This is a genomic window from Niallia sp. MER 6 (assembly GCF_023714395.1).
Taxonomy (GTDB): domain Bacteria; phylum Bacillota; class Bacilli; order Bacillales; family Cytobacillaceae; genus Niallia.
Genome location: NZ_JAMAUK010000009.1, coordinates 46,511 through 66,647, shown reverse-complemented (window position 1 = coordinate 66,647; position 20,137 = coordinate 46,511). Strand labels below are relative to the sequence as shown.

At 33.0% G+C, this 20,137-nt stretch carries 14 protein-coding genes and 1 pseudogene; 8 read left to right on the top strand and 7 right to left on the bottom strand.

The features are described from left to right. The first annotated feature begins 136 nt into the window (after positions 1–136). A complete protein-coding gene (locus M3600_RS13400) occupies positions 137–346 on the top strand; it encodes a hypothetical protein (RefSeq protein ID WP_251646368.1) in 210 nt (69 codons plus the stop codon). 87 nt (positions 347–433) lie between these two features. On the opposite strand, the gene M3600_RS13395 is transcribed toward M3600_RS13400, so the two are convergent. Continuing rightward, positions 434–757 (bottom strand): hypothetical protein, encoded by a 324-nt coding sequence (locus M3600_RS13395; RefSeq protein ID WP_251646366.1) that lies wholly within the window; start codon positions 755–757, stop codon positions 434–436. Positions 758–1,331: 574 nt separating this feature from the next. Between M3600_RS13395 and M3600_RS13390 the strand changes: the two genes are divergently transcribed. The 3 genes from M3600_RS13390 to M3600_RS13380 all read left to right on the top strand — a co-directional run bounded on the left by M3600_RS13390 (position 1,332) and on the right by M3600_RS13380 (position 4,840). Continuing rightward, positions 1,332–1,883: a hypothetical protein gene (locus M3600_RS13390; protein ID WP_251646364.1), complete on the top strand. Its 552-nt coding sequence runs from the start codon at positions 1,332–1,334 to the stop codon at positions 1,881–1,883. Positions 1,884–2,625: 742 nt separating this feature from the next. Next, positions 2,626–3,195, top strand: a complete 570-nt coding sequence (locus tag M3600_RS13385; protein ID WP_251646362.1) for a hypothetical protein — start codon at positions 2,626–2,628, stop codon at positions 3,193–3,195. Positions 3,196–3,274: 79 nt separating this feature from the next. Then, positions 3,275–4,840 carry a replication-relaxation family protein gene (locus tag M3600_RS13380; protein WP_251646360.1) on the top strand — a complete coding sequence of 522 codons (1,566 nt, stop codon included), beginning with the start codon at positions 3,275–3,277 and terminating at the stop codon, positions 4,838–4,840. 526 nt (positions 4,841–5,366) lie between these two features. Here the strand turns inward: M3600_RS13380 and M3600_RS13375 are convergent. The 6 genes from M3600_RS13375 to M3600_RS13350 all read right to left on the bottom strand — a co-directional run bounded on the left by M3600_RS13375 (position 5,367) and on the right by M3600_RS13350 (position 16,116). Further along, complete coding sequence (locus tag M3600_RS13375; RefSeq protein WP_251646358.1) at positions 5,367–7,256, bottom strand: hypothetical protein; 1,890 nt, start codon at positions 7,254–7,256, stop codon at positions 5,367–5,369. A 24-nt stretch (positions 7,257–7,280) separates the two neighbouring features. Further along, entirely contained in the window at positions 7,281–8,462 is a 1,182-nt protein-coding gene (locus tag M3600_RS13370; protein ID WP_251646356.1) for a hypothetical protein, read from the bottom strand. 285 nt (positions 8,463–8,747) lie between these two features. Then, positions 8,748–11,738 (bottom strand): type I restriction endonuclease subunit R, encoded by a 2,991-nt coding sequence (locus tag M3600_RS13365; protein WP_251646354.1) that lies wholly within the window; start codon positions 11,736–11,738, stop codon positions 8,748–8,750. Positions 11,739–11,753: 15 nt separating this feature from the next. Continuing rightward, positions 11,754–13,055: a restriction endonuclease subunit S gene (locus tag M3600_RS13360; RefSeq protein WP_251646352.1), complete on the bottom strand. Its 1,302-nt coding sequence runs from the start codon at positions 13,053–13,055 to the stop codon at positions 11,754–11,756. Then, the gene (locus M3600_RS13355; RefSeq protein ID WP_251646350.1) at positions 13,052–15,064 is read right to left on the bottom strand and encodes a type I restriction-modification system subunit M; all 2,013 of its coding nucleotides are present in this window, start codon (positions 15,062–15,064) and stop codon (positions 13,052–13,054) included. Before M3600_RS13355 ends, M3600_RS13360 begins: the two co-directional genes overlap by 4 nt. Before the next feature lie 629 nt (positions 15,065–15,693). After that, the gene (locus tag M3600_RS13350; protein WP_251646348.1) at positions 15,694–16,116 is read right to left on the bottom strand and encodes an NUDIX hydrolase; all 423 of its coding nucleotides are present in this window, start codon (positions 16,114–16,116) and stop codon (positions 15,694–15,696) included. A gap of 659 nt (positions 16,117–16,775) precedes the next feature. Here M3600_RS13350 and M3600_RS13345 point away from each other — a divergent pair. The 4 genes and pseudogenes from M3600_RS13345 (at position 16,776) to M3600_RS13330 (ending at position 20,128) form a co-directional block, all read left to right on the top strand. Further along, complete coding sequence (locus M3600_RS13345; RefSeq protein WP_251646346.1) at positions 16,776–16,925, top strand: hypothetical protein; 150 nt, start codon at positions 16,776–16,778, stop codon at positions 16,923–16,925. Beyond that, on the top strand, positions 16,922–18,478 hold the full coding sequence (locus tag M3600_RS13340; RefSeq protein WP_251646344.1) for a recombinase family protein: 1,557 nt from the start codon (positions 16,922–16,924) through the stop codon (positions 18,476–18,478). Before M3600_RS13345 ends, M3600_RS13340 begins: the two co-directional genes overlap by 4 nt. Before the next feature lie 165 nt (positions 18,479–18,643). Continuing rightward, positions 18,644–19,066 (top strand): annotated as a pseudogene (locus M3600_RS13335) (recombinase family protein); the annotation flags it as partial. After that, positions 19,055–20,128 carry a recombinase family protein gene (locus M3600_RS13330; RefSeq protein WP_311315914.1) on the top strand — a complete coding sequence of 358 codons (1,074 nt, stop codon included), beginning with the start codon at positions 19,055–19,057 and terminating at the stop codon, positions 20,126–20,128. The pseudogene M3600_RS13335 and the gene M3600_RS13330, both read left to right, overlap by 12 nt. Positions 20,129–20,137 lie beyond the last annotated feature (9 nt).

Sequence of the window (20,137 nt, the reverse complement as noted above, 5' to 3'; positions counted from 1 at the left end):
CCTATTCCCCCTAAAATACTGTAAACTATTGATATCCCTACTCAAAAACAAGGGGATGAGAGAATCCTAAAGTTCCCTCATTCCCCTAATTTACATAACGGAAAATGTATTTCTTAAACTACTAGGAGGATCAACAATGAAATTCAAGTTCTTTAACGATACTGGCAGAATAGTAACAATACATCAAGCTACATATGAACACGGCTGCTATGTTGATAATAGTGATGCAATTATGCCATTACAAGAACGCTTATTTTTTCTGCCAGACGGTACCTATCCCTTCGTCAAACTATGGAACTACGGGGCAAGAAATGGACTTCAGCTACTCGTTTCACCAATAGAGTAATAAAGCGTTGTCATTTGAGGCTCCTAAGTATAACTTTTCTAAATATCTAAAAAGGAGCGCTTTTCAGCTGCCCCCTTCAAAAAGTATTTAAAATCCTAATTGCTTCGCAACCCACTCTTGACCAGCTTTCCCTTTCATATCTTCCCATCCGGAAAATCTACTATGGTTTCGTACGTACTCATCAAGCTCACTTTCATTAATTTTATCAAAGTCTTCTTCAGTCAGAATCTCAAAAGGACTCTTATCAAAGAATTCATCAATATTATTAAATTTAGTGTGTATCTGCATGAACCGGTCGTTAAATAAGTCTGTAAAGCTTACTGTTGTTCCTTTTTCCAATTCTTTTGCTTTATTACCCATTTTCTTTAATCGTTTGTTGAAATCGTCGAAACCCTTTGTTTTTACACCCATTCAAAATCCTCCCAATTTTGTTTTAGAAGAAAATATCCTCAGATGAAATCACTATTTCTAGTATATCGCATAGAATTGGTGACATTGCAACTTTTAGAAAGGGGATTTTTGAATTTCAATCTAATCGATGTCTTAACTGCTTTAGACTTTACAAAGTCTAAAGAAAGTTTGAATGTATAACTGGATTTTCTATGGCAGTGCGAAACTAAAATACTCTCTCCCTTATTGATGAATAGGAAGGGAATTCAACAAATAATTCCATATTGATAGATCCGTAAGTCCTTTGAAAATTTTACTTTTGAGTAAATTACCGTTCCGATAGAATTTATTAACTACCTGAAACACTTGTTAAACATCAAATCTAATTAAAGTTAGCTATAACTTAAATGAAATTAAACTGAATCTTAATTAAGTGAACTAGAAACGATTATTTTTCATTTGATTTAAATATAACTCAATAATAGTTCAACCTAAATTTTAATTTAAGCCAATATTTTTTATTCCTGCTCTTCGAATAGGCTTAATTCCAAGCTAAAATGTTTTTACCTTTAAGTGAAAGGAGGGAATAATTAAAATGGAAATAGACATCGATAAAGCAACTTTACAAGATATCATTTCACTAATTGAAGGTGGAACTACAGAACAAGAAATCTGTAACTCGAAAGGCTACAAAGCCGCTTCGACTGTTTCTAAAAGATTAAAAGCCGTTGGAGCCACCTGTGAGATTAACGGCGCATGGAACTTCACCAAAATTGATCCAAGAATCCTTACTAAGCAATTTTGGACAATATCTTATTCAAAAGATAGATCAAAAACCACCTTTGAAAATTTCGATTTGAATGAACAGGAAATAACCACCCTAAAGAAAATTGCGGAAGAATATATAAAAGGGAATTATGAAAGGAAGACTGAAACGCTAAAATACGAATTGTTTGGAAAACTTCTGTTTGAACATGCTGCTTATAGGAATACAGATTCCTTAACAAAACAGCTGAACGTTCCAGTCCAAGAGCATGTAATGCAGCGACTAGACGACTTTGCCAACACTAGTGGACTTGAGAAGAAGTTTATTGTTAACAAAGCACTTGAGACATTTTTAGATTTATATGATGGCAATTTCCAATAATAAACTTATAGTGCAAAGAGGCATATAAAAGTTAAATCAAGCATGCTTTTCAAGCAACAAAAAGGATAAATATGCACGTTGAAGTATATCCGTTAAAGGGGTCCGTTCAACGAGTATACTATCTCTTTCTCTAATACCAGTAATATCAATGGTTTATGTGCCATATGGACAATCCTTTTAAATTCCGACTATATAGAAAAAGAATGACCTTTTTGATATAAATTAAACCTACACAAATTAATCGCATCCAATAACCTTTACTAGTTTGTTACTAGGATGCTCCTAATTTATAATCGGGAAATATAGTCAGAATATAATTTAAGGGAGGACAGCTCATGGACTTCAACAAAATAATACAATACGCTAACATCCTAGGTATCTGTTTTACTGTGGCTCTGACATATACAATTGTGGTAACATTTTCGTTGGCCTCCCTGTTCAGCCTGTTGCTGTTGCTATGCTTGCAATTGGATATGTAGTCATGATAAAAAGAAATACACTATTTCAAGAACTTCGGGATAGGTGGTTCTCCGGCAGAAGAAAGTAAAACACTTTTTAACTTCCTTTAAGTGACATGTCATTTTAATTAAACCATTCATAAAATCGTCGTTACGTGTAATTTATATAAATTTAAAATGGAATAAGGGAAAGCCCCATTGCTGAGTTTAAACGAACGTTCTATTGCGTTTAAACATCATTATGGGGTTTTTATTTTTGCTTAAAATATATTGGAGGAATCTATGTGATATTAAATAAAAAGGATTATGATGCGCTTTACGAAGAGCTAATGCTAATTAATGAAGAGAATTATCAAGGAAAATTTTATGTAACAAATGTTAAGGATCTAGAAGAGCAAGCGTTGCAATTTTTAATCGATGAAAATTACATTGATGAGAAGGACAAAGATATTGATGAGAACCTTTCCTTGAAAATATCTTGGAAAGGGGAAGGCATGTACTGTTTTTCTGGGCTTGGATTCATTCATGAATATTCACTTAAAAATGTTATCGATCTTTTCGAGACTGAAACTGAGGTAAGCCACAAAATATTTTTAGGTGACCATAATGAAATTGAGAAGGCAAAGAGTAAATTCACAAATGTATATGTCGAATGGAATATAGATATCTTCAGTCAAACCTTCTCTATCAAAGAAATTATTGAAGATAAAAAAGCCATCAATAATTCAAGATCCCTTAGCAATAAAGAAAACAGTCAACAAAAAAATTGCGAATTTGAAAGCATAAAGGAAATGGATAATAACACCTTTTATGAGTTTTTAAAGCAGTATAACAAACACTTGCTAACTTCATAGAGAACGAATAACCCGATGGCACATTTTCCTCTAGAGATTGTGCCTGTATCTTTTGTAAGGAAAAAAGGAGAATAGGAATTTGAAAGTATATTATTATTTATCTAAATCGAAAAAACGGCGTATTCAATTAGAAAGCGTCGATATATACGCACTTCTTTTCTTGAACGAACAGGTCATATTATCACAACCTCAGTTTTATGAATTTTATTCTCTCTTAAAACATATAAGTGATGCTGCTTTCCGTAGAAAAATGAGTCGGTGGGACAATGCTAACATTATAGAAAAAAGTAAAGAAAAAATGCAAAATGGATATGAAATTGCAATTATCAACTTAACACCTGCAGGCCAAACAATTCTCAAAAAACTCGGCTACTTGGGTATGGAAGAAAAACTGAAATATCAAGCAAAAAGCAACTTAGATCATACCCTCGCTATTAAACAATCGGTTATAGAAGTTTTAAAATGCGTTAGTCAAAAAGAGCCTTTTTATATTGCTGATGGAGGAAAATATGTTATTCCGTTCAGAGAAGATAAGGATGAAGAGTTAGAAGAACCTATCATTATTTTTAAGAAGCAAAACTTCGGTAATGATTTTATTCCTCCATTAAAATCGTTATCACAGTACAAGGCTACATTTATCGACAGACACAAAGAATTAGATGTGCTACAATCTTTTGTCCCACAGGAATTCACCCTTATTAATAAGCAACTTGGTGAAAAGACTAGATTAATACCAGATTGGATATTCAAAATTAGGGACACATACCTCTACATCGAAGTGGATAGTGGAAATGAAAAAATAAAAACTAAACGTGATCATACCAATACTATAATCGAAAAGCATGATGTTAAATCTATCGAAGGAAAATTGTATCGCTATGAAAAGTTGGCTAAGAGCGATAGGGAGCATAACCACAAAGTCATCTTCGCTTTAATGGATGATAGTGACGTGGTAATAACCAAGAACATCCATAGCAACAAAGACATTCGTATTGCCAACTTAAAACATGAAATTGCTCATATGAACGACTACAAAGACTGGAAAATTGAGGTTTATGTTACCGGTATGAAAAGATTTTACACAGTTGTTGAAGCAGTATATCTAGAACTGTTCAATAACATAAAATCATATTCCTATGAAGTTTACAAAAAAACATTTATCACTTTAATTAAGGCAGGGTTGAAACCAAATTGGAAAAATTTAAAGTTTATGGTTGTCACTAAACACTTTTATCCAACTCTTGGCATATCGACAAACAGTCTAAACTTTATTCCAGATTTTTTGTTTAGATACTATCAGGATTCAGAAGATAAATACGAACAATACTTTATTCCTGTATTTATTAGAGAAGGAAGCGTAAAAGACATGGAGAGGTTGGCTTATTATACAATTCCTACAGCAAATGGCCGGTTCAAGTACAATGCAAAGATCTTGGCATTGTATGAAAGAAAAGAAGAACTATTCAATGATGTCATTAGGAAAACAAAGAAAGTAAATACCATTAAGATAACGAGAGAAATAGTTGATAATAACGGAATGGATATAGACAATATAGTATTCGCTGCTATAGATGAAATATCCAACGGTAAACTCCTTCTTTACAATGCTAATAAGAAGCAAATCGATAAAAGCCAGTTATTCTAGTCTTATGAATAACTGGCTTTTGTATATACTTCTTCCTAAAAAGTTCTCCATTTTGGTGTACTCTCTTGCCTTGTAAACACCTCGCTGGCTGGTAGTAGTTGAACGGTTTTTTATCCATGAAGTACTCTTTTTGTACATTTTCTCTTAAAAAGTTCTCCATTTCGGTGTACTCTCTTACCTTATAAACATCCGGCTGATAGCATTTATAATAGGTTTTTTCCCTAAGATCTCTCTTATCAGCGCATTTTATCTTAAAAAGTTCTCCATTTTGGTGTACTCTCTTTACCTTATGTACATCCGCTGTTAGCAATTATTATGGATTTCCCCCCCCTAACATATGTATTATCAGCGCATTCATCTTAAAAAGTTCTCCATTTTAGTGTACTCTCTTTACCTTGTGCATTTTGCTAAAAGGTTTTATTGCTAACAGACAATTTATGTAACTGAATAAAATAAGAGTGCGATAATAACTACTTTCGCACGCAAAGTTCTCTACAAAAAACTAATTTACCTAATATACTTTATATTAAAGGCCAGTACAATTTTTAATTTCTACTTGTGTATAAGCAGCTTTTTTCTTTCCTCTTACGATCAAGGTTCCAGAATATAAAGTATAATGTTCAACTTTCCTAAAAATTTCTTCATATGAAGAGATATTTTCAAATTCACAAGAATCTGCAAGAATGGTCGCACCATTACTATTCCCACCAATAAAGTAGTTAGAAAGTCCCCAATCACTACCCTCTAAATCAATGTTTTTAAATATACAATCCTTGAATAGACTATTTTTTCCAACCTCTATTGGTATTGAAACAGAATAATTATAATGATGTAGATATGGGACTGCCTTTTCTAGGTTCCAATTAGTTAATATACAATGTTCCATTGTTACTTGCTCACGTGTTTGAAGAATCATAAAACCTTCATTAATTGTAGTGTTCCTCATGTAAAATGGTCTTACTGCATTACTTAACAATCCTTTACAATTTTCTAATCTACAGTCGATAAACTTCACAGCATACTTTTCATCAAAACCCTCACCTGTAAAAATATCTACACAATTTTCAAAATAACTATCTGTTATTAAAATTTCTTTAGCACCACCATTATCACAAATGGCCCCGTTACAGTTTATGAAACTAGAATCAGTAATCTCAATCAAATCAATCGAATCCATATCGTTTGGATTAAAATTAAAAAAGGTAATTAGACTTGGAATATCAAGAACTCCATATTGAAAGTTAGAAAACTGACAATTTCTAACCACTAGGTTAGGTGCTGAGAATGCATATTGACGATTTTCATAAAATTCTCCGTTACCATCATTCGATGAAATAAAATCACAATCTGTCAACCGCAAGATATTTCTCTTCATGTCTGAAGTCACCTGAATCCCAAGATTATTACTTACACAATGGCTAAATTCAATTACGGTATCCTCTGTTGTATGACTAAGTAATCGATGACAGTCTACCAATTCAGTGTTCTGAATTAATAATTTGGAATTTTTCGCCGTAAAAAACTGTTTATCATCAAGCCCAAAATAGTCAATAACGCATCCTGAAATAATGACCTCCGCATCATCTGATAAAATGGCTGTATCCAAGGTCCTTTTTGTTTTTATTGTACAATTATTAATTACTAATTTACCACCTTTATTGACCGTTATACATTCTTCAAAAAGGAGATTAAGATTTTCAAAGGTTTTAGTTTCGCTCGTATTAACTGCCAAACCTTCTGAAATTTTAAGGTTTGGAAAATCAGAATAGACCCTTTTTTCACTACCAAGATAATTATTATTAGTATTTTGAACCGGCTCTTCTGGTACATATCCATAATTTTCAGCAATACCTTCTAACCCAGTTGCTTTATATATTTTATCAATACAATCCTGAATTTCTCTTATTCCTTTTTTGTTAACACTAAAATATTCCATCACATCACTGTATTCGTCCATATATCCATGACTAGCATTTTCAAGAAAAAGAAATTCCATAACAGTCTGAAGAATAGCCTTTTGGTCATTAAGATTTTCAATATTTTCAATGACCGATAAATCAATAGACGATTGCCTACCTATGACCTGAAGATGATTTTTTACTGACCTTAAAAACGCCTGTTGGTATTCTGTTACATATTCTGTCATATCTACTAACGTATATAAAATAGCCATTAAAAGCTCTTTTTCATCATCGCCTAAGTTGGCGATATCAATTAACGTATTTAAATCATATAGACGTTTCTTTTCCATTGCATTTAATTCATCAATAATTCGATCGTTTGTAAAACTAAAGTCATCAAGCTTATTGTTGATAGATTGAGCTAATTCTTCAAAAGCCTGAGACTGTTTTTGGAATTTCTCTTCAAATGGTTTTGCTGCTGCTTCCATTCCTTTATAAAAATCTTTTCTTGACATATCTTCTCCACCTAACCCTCCAAATTAACCTTCACCCATAACAATATTGTAAAATTCCTGTTCTAAAAACTCTTGCTTGACCTCTTTAATAAATTTATGGTCATTGACAATGCGATAAATTGTTAACATTATTCCACCAATATCCAAATAATTAAGTGATTTCTTCACCATAGCCGGATTTTCAGTAAATATCCCTATTCCAGAAGCTATAGCAACAGCAATAACATTACTTGTTGTTGCTAAAACATTTGAATAGCTCAATATTTTTCTAGTTTTCACCGAATACATATTCCAGCTGCTATATTTACTTTCATCATAAAATAAGCCATGAATCATCGCCACTAATGAATTTATTAACACCGCATATCCAGCTTGTTTCCCTACTTTCAATGTATTTCCCATATCTAAACCATAAGTAGCCAATTTACGCGCGAATTCCACTGATATTGGAGAAATTAAAGGCAAAGGTAGACTTGCTGTTGAATATAAATCAGACTTTAAGTGTAATGCTTCCTTTATCAATGAAGCGCCAATTATTTCTTTTCCCTTTTTTCCCTCGTCCATAAGTTTACTTTTGGAATAAGCAAAAACTTTAAGAGTGTCTGCATTACTATGAATCTTATCTCTTGCATCACCACGCGCTGTTTTCCCTGTCTTAATATGATATGATTTCGGGATTCCTAAATCAGCAACTGTCATTGTACTTGTTGCAATGTTCATTGTTCCGAATATCCACCCTAATATTGGATCATGGCCTAAAGTTTTAGCTCGATGAGTAAATCCACCACCTATTCCTAAATTTAATTCTTTACTGCCAAAAATTGCATCAAACGGAACCGGATTTGTAAATATTTCTTCTATACTTGGCTTATATAATTGGTGTGACCTGTTAGATTGCTCTTTTTCATAGCCCTTAATTTTTTTTGCAGCAGTTTTATCATCAGTCCTTTGTGTAATAGTTCCTATTATGTATTGTCGTACACATTGAAGTGCAGTTGCAAAGAATAGAAATGTTATATCTATGCCATCTAATTTTGTAGCTTGTTCAAATTGTTGATCTAGATTAGTAATAATGATGTTTACATTCTTACTTATTTCGGCTACTCTTTTAGACTCTGTACCAAGTTTTTGAATGTTATTTGTTCTGATCTTTAAATCTGATATGGCATCTTCCTTTTTCTGTTTTAATTCATCATATTTCCGCATAAAAACACCCTCTATATTCGTTGTAAAATAATTTAACCATAATACTACATATTACCATTTAATCATATAGCAGAATTAGTGTAATTACAGAATTGCGCCGTAGTCTTATCTAGTTAAAAAAACGAGTTTTTATGTACGTTTAAATACTTTGATACTGAGATTGATTATGTTATTTAATAGAAAACAAGAGTGCGATAATGGTAATTTTCGCACTCTACCTTTTCTACTATAAAAATGAAGGGTTGGTAAACCACCCTACATTTTTGTTTTCTAATTCTAATAAAGTTATCCAGCGTTTATCTCTTTATATACTTCCGCAATAATCTTATCAATGAAGTATGACTGGAATTCTTGATCGCCTAAAATTTTATGTGTGTATTTTTCATTTGCTTCCATACGATCAATAACAAAATCAATGATACGTTCTTTCATTGCTAATCTAAAGTTATCATATGAATTGTTTTTAGCTCTTACTTGTACATCTTCACTCTTTGTCATCGTTGACACTACTTGTTCATCAAACAATAAATCTTCTTCAGTAAATTCTGTACCAAATCGGTCATTTAACTTTTCCAATATACTAGACAACTTAGTTTTCTCATCTTCTACTGCTCCACCAGCACCATGTCTTTGTGGATCTAATTCAAAGCCACCTGTTTTTTCAAGCTCGATGCTCCCTTCAAATACTTTTTGATTGCGGTAGTATTCTAGTGCAACATCATCTGCTAAATACACGTCTTTATCGTTTTTGTCACGCGGAAGTTTGCGTAGTAGGTAGTTTAAATAGATATATAACTTGTGTAGGTCTACATCAATAAACGTCGCAATTTGCAAAATGAACCCATACGTACGAGTGAACTTTGTTGCAGCCGTTTTAAAGGCCTCTTTCTCAGCTATTGAAAGTTTTTTAAATCGTTCAACACTTTTATCAATTTCCGCATTTAACGCGGTTTGTGCTGATGTAGATTTCTTTACACCACCATTTAGTTCTATCTCGTTTACCTTCTGTACTTCTTCTTCCGTAAAGATTTGATATGGCTCTAATTCACCTTGTAAGTCATATAAAATGTTGGGATCTGTAACTTCCGAAAGACTTGTTGACTCATAATACGGTTGGAACGACGCCTTAATATCTTCTGGATCATTTACAAAATCTAAAACAAATGTATCTTCTTTACCCGGACAAGTACGATTTAAACGAGATAATGTCTGTACAGCTTTAATCCCACTTAACGGTTTATCTACGTACATAGTATGAAGCAATGGTTCATCAAAGCCTGTTTGATATTTCTCTGCTACAAGCAACACTTTATACTCATCTGAATTAAACTTTTCAGGCAATTCTTTTTCAGAGAATTTGTTCATATCCGGCTCTGTATAAGAAATTTCGCCGTCCTTTACAGTACCCGAAAATGCTACGACTGTTTTTAAATCATCGTAACCCTTTTCATCAATGTACTTATCAAACGCTAATTTATACCTCACTGCATGTAAACGACTCGCTGTGACCACCATCGCCTTTGCACGACCACCAATTTTACGTTTTACAAAATGGCGGTAATGTTCGATAATGATTTCCGTTTTCTGTGCAACGCTGTGTGGATGCAATGAAACATACTGAGCTAGCTTTTTGGTAGCTTGTTTTCTTGATACTTCTGGATCATCTTCAATCGTCTTGGCAATTTTCCAGAACGTTTTATATGTTGTGTAGTTTTGTAAAACGTCTAAAATAAACCCCTCTTCAATGGCTTGACGCATCGTGTACTCATGAAACGCACGTGGTTTTCCATTCATGCCAAGTGTACCGAATTTCTCTAATGTTTTTGGCTTCGGTGTAGCGGTGAAAGCAAAGAACGATACATTATCTTGCTTACCACTTTTCATAATGGTTTCGATAATTTGTTCATCAAGAGATTCTAAATTTTCTTCGGCAATACGATCTTCATTGTAGGCATCTTCTAATGTCTTGTCCGATAAAATATTCGTTAATGCCGTTGATGCTTTTCCTCCTTGTGATGAATGGGCTTCGTCAATAATCACTGCATACTTTTTACGATCTAATCCCGCTACTTTTTCCATAATGAATGGGAATTTTTGTAGAGTGGTAATAATAATACGTGTTTCATTACTAATCGCATTGGCAAGCTGCGCAGAGTCTTTATTAATACGTTCGACCATCCCCGCCTTATGCTCTAACTGATATACAGCATCTTGTAATTGCTTATCTAATACACGACGATCTGTAATCACTATAACGCTACTAAAAATCGATTCGTTATTTTCGTCATGCAGCTTTGCTAAACGATGGGCTAACCATGAAATCGAATTTGTTTTTCCGGAACCTGCACTATGTTGAATTAAGTAATTATGCCCAACAAGACGTTCTTTTACATCTTCTTCAAGTTTACGCACTGCATCTAACTGATGGAATCGAGGGAAAATCAACATTTTGCGTTCCTCAATTGTTTCACCGTTTGAGTCTAAAATATCGTCCTTCTTAATAAAGACAAAACGGAATAAAATATCCAACAAGCTATCAGGTGCTAATATTTCTTCCCATAAATAATGCGTACGGTAGTTTTCATATACAAGTGGATTTCCTTTTCCACCTTGGTTCCCTTTATTGAATGGTAAGAAATACGTTTTCCCTTTTTTCAGCTCTGTCGTCATAAATACTTCATCTGGGTCAACCGCAAAATAAACAACAACACGTTCATTAAATTTAAACAACTGCTCTTTTGGGTCTCGATCAAATTTTAATTGTTTCATTGCATGTTCGACTGTTTGGTTTGTTAATGGGTTTTTCAGCTCCATTACCACAAGCGGTAGGCCATTTAAAAACAGCACCATATCTAAACTATTGTTATGTTTGTCGCTATAGTAGACTTGGCGAGCAACATTAAAACGATTTTTCGAATACCACTCATTCGTTAATTGATTCATCGTTGTAGCTGGTTTATTGTAAGCAAATTTTATTGTCACACCACGATCTTTAATCCCTTTCCGTAAACATTCCACAAGCCCTTGCTTATGTAACTGATCAACAATACGTTTTAAAACCTGCTCTTTATAATCTGGACCGTACGACTTCTCTAAAGCACGTAAAGACTTGGCTTGCGTACCTTCTAAGAAAGCAAATAACTCTTCTACATCAATCGCATACTGTTTAAAAAGCACACTTGCCCGACCTTCAAGCACTCGCTTTTTATAACCATTTTCAATCAATACTGCTTCAATATTTGTTTCAAACCCTTTTTCCGACGTATCCACTGCCATCTAAACTCACCTCACTTAATTAAGTTCCAATTCACGTACATCAATTTTTCCTGTTACTGCTTCGTAGATTAATGATTGGCGGTATTCTTTGAGTTTTTCGATCTGTTTATTAACTAGCGAAATACTCTCATCAATTGAATGGGTTTTCGATTCTAAATATGACGCTATTTGCTCTTGTTCTTCTAATGGTGGTAAAAGCACTGTAAAGCCTCGAAGTAATCCTTGTCCTAATGAAGCCCTAGTAACAAGATTCATTTCTTTTACAAAATAACGTCTACCTAAATTGCTTCTAAAATAAAACCTTGCAAAATGAGGACTTAATCTATTTGTTGTAGGTCTAAAACGGATTAAAAAACCTGCAAATGTAGCATCTTCAATAGTTTGAAGACAGGTCGAAGCTATGCCAATCTCGTCTACTGTTTCAGAGGTGCGAGTAAAGAAAACATCGCCATATTGCACTGAATATAATTTTCTATCCTCTTCAGATGCATTTACTAAACCACTAGCTACAGTAGGTAAGACTTCATTTTTATATACATCTCCATAGCTAACGAAAGGTGTTCCATAGCCAAATTCCTCTGAGGATTTACTAATACCATTTTGTAGTCTACCTAAATAACCTATTTTACTAAAGAGCCAATGCTCAGGAATCTCACCAATCCACTCAACACCTGAATCTTTCATTTTCACATTTGGATTTAATCCTTTTGTAACAGCTTCTGTGATAATTGATTGGCGTTGATCACTAAGCATTTCAAGTTGATTTTCCTTTAAACGTATTAAAGTGTTTAAACTTTTTTCTTTGTAGTCCAAATATTCACCAATAATCTTTTGTTCACTAAATGGAGGAATAGGTAACTGCAAACTACCAAAATCATCTTTTCTCGTACTCCATAAATCTGAAACAATCCCCCTTCCCCATCTAAAAAACTCTTGAGAGAACATATTGTTTCTAAATAAATAATGCATATACTTTTCATGTAAGATATCTTTATACCTTGCCTTTAATACGTGACAGATCATTGAAACAGAACCGTCATAATTAGAGATACCACAAGCACCCGGTCTATCTGCACGACTATTTATTACAAAATCCCCTTTTTCTACACGTTTTCGAGAATCTCCATTTTGAGTTTTAGCTACATTCTCCATTTGAGGTGTGATTCCATACTTACTACTTACTGTTAACGCAGGATATTCAGTATCGCTTACTTTTACACTAACAAATTCGTAAACTTCTTTAACTTTTTTCACACTCCAATTAACGGGAATTTCTTTAATCCAGCCAGCATTAACTTCTTTTAACTTTAAACTCATCCCATCACCTTCTTCAACTGCTCAGCAATCTCCGCCTCTAGCATTCGGATTTCTTCCATAATCTCAGTTGAGCTGCGTAATGCTGTATATTTATAAAAATGACGAGTAAATGGAATCTCGTACCCAATCTTTGTTTTGGATTTATCAATCCATGCATCTGGAATATGTGGTATTACTTCACGTTCAAAGTATTCATGAACATTTTCTTTAAGCGGTACATTTTCTGTATCACGTAAGTCGGTATCCGGTTCCATTTCTGTTTTATTTTTCATACAAGGATCAGCTGTTTCATCTTTCTCAGAAAGACCATTTAAAATCGCTTTTAATACTGGCGCACCTACTGTAATTCCTGCTTCTTTAAATGCATCTTTTAATATTTTTGTAAATGCTTCACGATTTTTATATAATTCATTACTCACTAAGCTGCGTAATACATTAATAATTTGTGTTTGCAATTCTTTTCCTGCTTCAATTTCTTTAAGCCCCGCTTCACCTTTTTTCTTCGATGTCGCAAGATTCATAAACCCTTTTTCTTCTGTAATCCGTGCAATCCGTTCTTCGTTTACTTGGAAATTTAAGCGTAATGGACGTTCTACTGTAATTTTGGCATAACCGAGATCTTCATTATCAAAGATTTTTACATATTCTCCTTCTTGGAAATCTCCATATAAACTAACGATTCTATTAATTTGTTCTTCTGTGATTTCATTCCGTTTGCTGCCCATACTTTTCTTCATTTTCCTATAGAAATCAACTGCATTGACTAACTCTACTTTCCCTTTACGTAATGGTGCTTTATTATTCGTCAAAATCCAAATATATGTGGCAATCCCTGTGTTGTAGAATAAATCGTTTGGTAATGCGACAATGCCTTCTACTAAATCGTTTTCTAACACATACTTACGAATTTCGCTTTCCCCTGATCCTGCATCCCCTGTAAATAATGGAGAGCCGTTCATAATAATCGCTAAACGTGACCCTTGTGGATTTTCAGCAGTGACAGGTTTCATTTTAGACAGTAAGTGCAGTAAGAATAATAATTGCCCATCACTTGTACGCGGTGTACCGGGACCAAAACGACCATTAAATCCCTGCTTCTCATGTTCATCAACAATAGGCTTTTGATAGGATTTCCAATCTACTCCATAAGGTGGGTTACTAATTAAATAGTCAAATTTATCATATGGGAATTGGTCATTCGATAATGTGTTCCCTAATCGAATGTTCTTTGCATCTGCACCTTTTATTAAAATATCTGCTTTACAGATTGCATACGATTCACCATTAATTTCTTGTCCAAAGAATTCTAAATGTGCGGAAGAGTTTACACTTGATAAATATTCTTGAGCAACTGAACCCATGCCCCCTGTTCCTGCTGCACAGTCATATAGTGTTTGTGTTAATCCGGGCTTTGCTAAAATACTTGCATCATCATGCAAGAATAATAAATGCGTCATTAAGCGAATCACTTCACGTGGGGTATAGTGGTCCCCTGCTTCTGCATTCTCATTGAAACGACGAATTAATTCTTCAAAAATATAACCCATTTCTACGTTAGAAACGACTTCTGGATGTAAATCAATTTCACTAAAACGTTTTATCGTCAAATATAACAGATTATTTGTTTCTAACTTGTCAATTTGTCGGTCAAAATCAAAATGATCCATAATATCTCGTGCCGTTTTTGAAAAGCCATTTATGTAATCACGCAAGTTATCTGCTATGTTATCGGAATCACTTAGTAATTTGTTGAAATCATATTTACTTATATTATGGAAATTTTGTTTTGCTACACGGTTTAAAATTGGCTCTCGTGCCTCCTCATTCATGGAGGCAAACTTTTCTGTCGAAGCTAATATTTCTTCTTTTGTACTATCTAATACGCAGTCAAAACGGCGTAATACAGCTAACGGTAAAACCACTTTCCCATAATCTTCTGGCTTGTATGGACCTCGCAAAATCTCTGCAATGGACCAAATAAAACTTACTTTATCCTGAAAGTTAATCATGTTTTCTCATCCTTTAAATATATTTATATTTATATTTTACATTTATTGAGTAGTTCTTAAAAGCTTTAAAAAAAGTTAGCCAAAATCCCCAACAGACGGGGGGAATTTCCAACGAGGACGAACATCCGTTAAGCACAAACCTACTAGTCTATCTAACCGATAAAATTTTTTGCTACACCAATATAAAGCACATATTTTTGAACATAAGTATTGATTATGCTTAACAGCCTAATCTATAGTACTAGGAAATCATGTTCAATACTTTGGAGTTTTGAGCAAATATGTAGACCTTTTCACTTAATTCTTCAAAGTTATAAACAAAAAAGGACTGAAAAGGATTCAGTCCATAAGGTTGTTAAGCTTCTTTTTTCTTCACTTTGTAAAATAAACCGCCAAAAAGGCCAATTAAACCTCCCAATGAAAGAATAAGAAATGGAAATGTAAAACCATGAGTAATTATATTGTACATCCCGCTAAATAATAGAAGGAGGCAGCTAATTATACTAATAAGATATCTTATCAATTGTTTTCCCCCTTAACTATTTGTTCTAGCTTAAATGATTTGTTATGATTTTTCTCCCGGTAAGTGAACCACTTATTGAAACAGACACTTTTCAAGGAAGGTGATTTTAATTCAAAACTTCTATTGAGAAAATATTATTTTTCTCGAAATCAGTTATTATTTCCGGAGACAATAGTAATCTCAATTGTTCTTTAGTGGCCCACTTGAAACTAGAATGTTCCTTAGAAAGAATAGCATTACTACTATTACTACGACATAGATAAGTCAAAATAACAACTTGTCTTGTTGGGTCAGTTTTGAAGGTAGTAGCATATAAAAGTTTCTCTACTGTAACAGATAATCCTACTTCTTCTTTAATTTCTCGTAAGAGTGCAGATTCTAAGTCTTCTCCAAACTCTATTTTTCCACCAACACATTCCCAAGTCCCACCGCCGATTTTATCTTCTTTTGCACGTTGAACTATTAATACCCTGCCTTCATTTACAATAACACCTTTAACAGCAACAACTATTTTATTTGAACTTTTCATTCTTCATACTCCTGTTTATATTCTTATCTCGGTTAGTAACTATGGGGCAAAATTTTGCACAACATCTCTGATAAACATAATTCCACCAATAGTAAGCAGAAACAGTATAACAGCTAAAACTAGGGCTAATTTTTTATTGTTTCTCTTTATAACAATTAGAATGATTAATACCATAAGAACTAAGAAAAATAGTAAAAAATACATATCCGCCCTCCGTCCCCCTCTTACTTTATAAAAAGAAATCATATAATTGTCATTTTAGAGCAGTAAATAAATAATCCACCCCGCTACACTTTGAACCGTTAGGGTGGATTATAATGCTCTAAATCCACAATGGCACAGCCATTTGGATAGCAAGGGGTTTTATCCCTTACTTTCCTCATTTTAACATTTTATATCACCCCTTTCATCTTTTTAAAAATCTTTACAGTCAATTTATGCGAATATAGATTTCCATAATATCATCCATAAAAGTAACTCAAAGAAATAAAAAAGAATCACTCCCTTTATTTCTTACTTTCATTTTTTAAAATATCTGAAAATAAAAATTTTTTATCCCCTATTAAAATATATAAAATCCGAGAGTATCATGTTTCAGCTAGATCAGAAAGCCGGCTGAAACATCTAGCCACCAAACTTAAATGGAGGCTAAGTTAAAAATGAAAGTAGAAAGAATTTATTCTGGAGAAATTACAATAGATAAAATCTTAAAGGAATTATTAAACACACAAATTGATAACCTTATTAAAATTCAGTCAAACAATAATGATGCGAATCACGATTTCGTTAAAGGAAGTGAAAAATCATGAGATTCGCAATGGCAAATGATGTATACAATGACAAAGCTAATAAAATACTTGAAGATTATCTATTAGGAAAGCCTTTGCGGGTTGCTGTAATAATAAGGGTATCTTCTACTAAAGAGGAACAAAAAACATCTCTTGCAAACCAAGAGAAATTATTTAAGCAAATGATTGCGGAAAAAGGATGGATTTTATATGACTTCTATGCCGATGTCAAATCTGGTACTAAATACAATAGAAAAGGCCTAGATCAATTAATTCAAGATGCTAAGGATGAAAAATTTGATTTAATTTTATCTAAAGAACTTTCACGTTTAGCAAGAAACGTACCACTTTCTTACAAATTAAAAGATATAATTAGCAAAAATAATATTCATATCAAAACACTTGATGGGGCAATTGACACTTTAAATAATAATCAAGATAACTTCGGATTATACGCTTGGCTTTATCAAAAAGAATCTCAGAATACCAGTGATAGAATTAAACAAGCACTTCGAACTAATGCAAAAGATGGCGAATTCATAGGTTCACTAGCCCCGTATGGATACTATGTAAAAAATAAAACTCTATATATAAGAAATGACAATACGCCTGAAATTGTTAGACGTATTTTTCGAGAATATATAGAGGGTCGCGGATTTGATGCTATTGCAAGAAATTTATATAACGAAGGAATCCCCACACCATCTCAAATTAGTGAGAAAATTAATGCTAGCGATAAATGGCATGGCTCGACCATCAAGAAAATATTAATGAATCCTCATTATATTGGGATGCTAGTTCAATGTAGAGATACAAAACCATCAGTAATTGATGAACGGAAAAAAGTACAAGAAAAAGAATATGCAATTAAAGAAAATACGCATGAGGCAATAGTGTCTCCTGAAATTTATTGGGCTGCACAAGATTTAATCATTTCTAGAAGCCGTACAAAACCACAGCAAGAAAAACACTTTTTCACTAATACAATTTTTTGTGAAGATTGTGGTAGAGGAATGCATTATAAAAAAAATAGAAAAGGGTATGTATGCGGTAATTATAATAAGCATGGTGAAAAAGCTTGCACACCTCACTATATTAAAGAGGATCAAATAATTAATGTCATCTTGAATGATTTATCAAAAGTTTCTTTACAAATAAGATTAGAAGACAAGTTTGATATCATTAAAAGTAAAATTAATAAGAAGATTGCCAACGAAACTAAAGAAATAGCTCGTGCGGAAAGAGAATTAACAACTTTGAAGAAAGATATCATAAAACTAACAAAAGATTACTCAAAAAAGAAAATTCGTCCAAAGGCTTATGAATTAACAATCAACGATATAGAAGAAGATATCAATAAAATCGAAAAGAAAAAACTTGAACTAGAACTCAAAATTTCTAATATTAAGCAAAAAATCAATATCAATAAAATTCAAGATGAAATCAATGATTATATAAGATTTGATCAATTAACTTCCGAGTTAATACACTTGTTAATTAATAGAATTGAAGTAAAGGATAATGGTGATATTAAAATTTATTATCGTGTATCCGAAAAATCATTTATGAATTAAATAAAAAAAATTATTAGATCCACTCGTTATCGCTTGTTATAGAGATTCGAGTGGTTTTTTATTTTCAGCTATAACGCCCATTATCTAAATTGACGGAATACAAATAAGTAATTATGATTACTATACACCACTACATCTCATGAAAAACGAAAGGACAGAAATTTCATGAGATGCGCTATAGTAGTAAGGGTTTCAACAGGACGTATAGAACAAGAGTCGTCATTAGAAAATCAGCAAAGAATGTTTTACAAATATGTTGCTGATAACGGTTGGGATATTTTTGATTTTTACATTGATCAAAAATCCGGTACAACTGAAAAACGTGAAGGGCTTCAAAGACTATTTGAAGATGGTATTAATGGCAAATACGATATTATTTTAGCAAAAGAACTATCTAGGCTAGCGAGAAATGTTTCATTAGCATACAAAATAAAAGATATGGTTGAGCAGCATAATTTGGATTTGATTACATTAGACGGCGCAATCAATACCCTTGAAAAAAAGGGAAATATGTTTGGATTATATGCATGGATCTATGAACTTGAATCACAAAACACTAGCGAACGCTTAAAACTCATGTTTAAAACGAAAGCACAGATGGCTGAATTTAATGGTTCTAATCCTCCGTATGGTTATGAAGTCGTAGATAAGAAACTTAAAGTCCGCAACGATTCAACACCCGACACAGTAAGAAGAATCTTTTCAGAATATATTGCTGGAAAAGGCTTTGATGCAATAGCAAGGGGATTGTATAACGAAGGGGTCACTAGTCCCTCGCAGCTTGCCCGCAAAAAGAACGCTACTGACAAATGGCACGGATCTTCAATAAGAAAAATTCTCGAAAATCCTCACTATACTGGGACACTACAACAATGCAGAGAATATAGACCGAGTGTTACCAGTAAAAGAAGAAGGTCAGTTAATGAGGAAAACCAAATAATTATTGAAAAAAGCCACGAACCAATCATACCTTTAGAAGACTTTCTTATTGTACAAGAGATTTTAAAAACTAGAAAAAGAAGGAGACCTCAAGCTGAAGTACATCTCTTTACAAATACTGCGGTTTGCAAAGATTGCAGGAAGTCAATGCATTTTAAAAAGAATCGAAAAGGTTATATTTGTGGAAGTTATAATAAACATGGTTTAAAAGCATGTAGTAATCATTACGTAAGTGAAATAGATTTAACTGATAAAGTAATATCCAACCTAAATAGGATATATTTGAAATTCAGTAAGGAAAATTATTTTAAAGAATTAAGTGAAAAAGCGTTAAAGTATAAAGAAAAAATCGAATCTAAGATAATCGAAATTAATGAAAAATTAAACGATAAAAAGAGAGATAAATCCAATTTAGTTATCTCTCTTGCTAATGGTGTTATATCTAAAGAAGATTATCAATTAGCCATAAATATCACCAATGAAGACATTTCAAATTTTGAAACTACCCTTCACCAACTATCTAAGGAGCTAGAATTTCAAAAGATTGAAAAAGAAATAATTGATTTTAAAAAGAGCTTAGATAAATTCATGAAGGAAGGTACACTTACCCCTGAAATGCTTCATTTGTTAGTAGATGAAATAGAAGTACATGCAAATGGAACCATTGAAATCAATTATCGTTTTAGAGAACCAACAGTTCCATCAGCATAGATTTTTGAC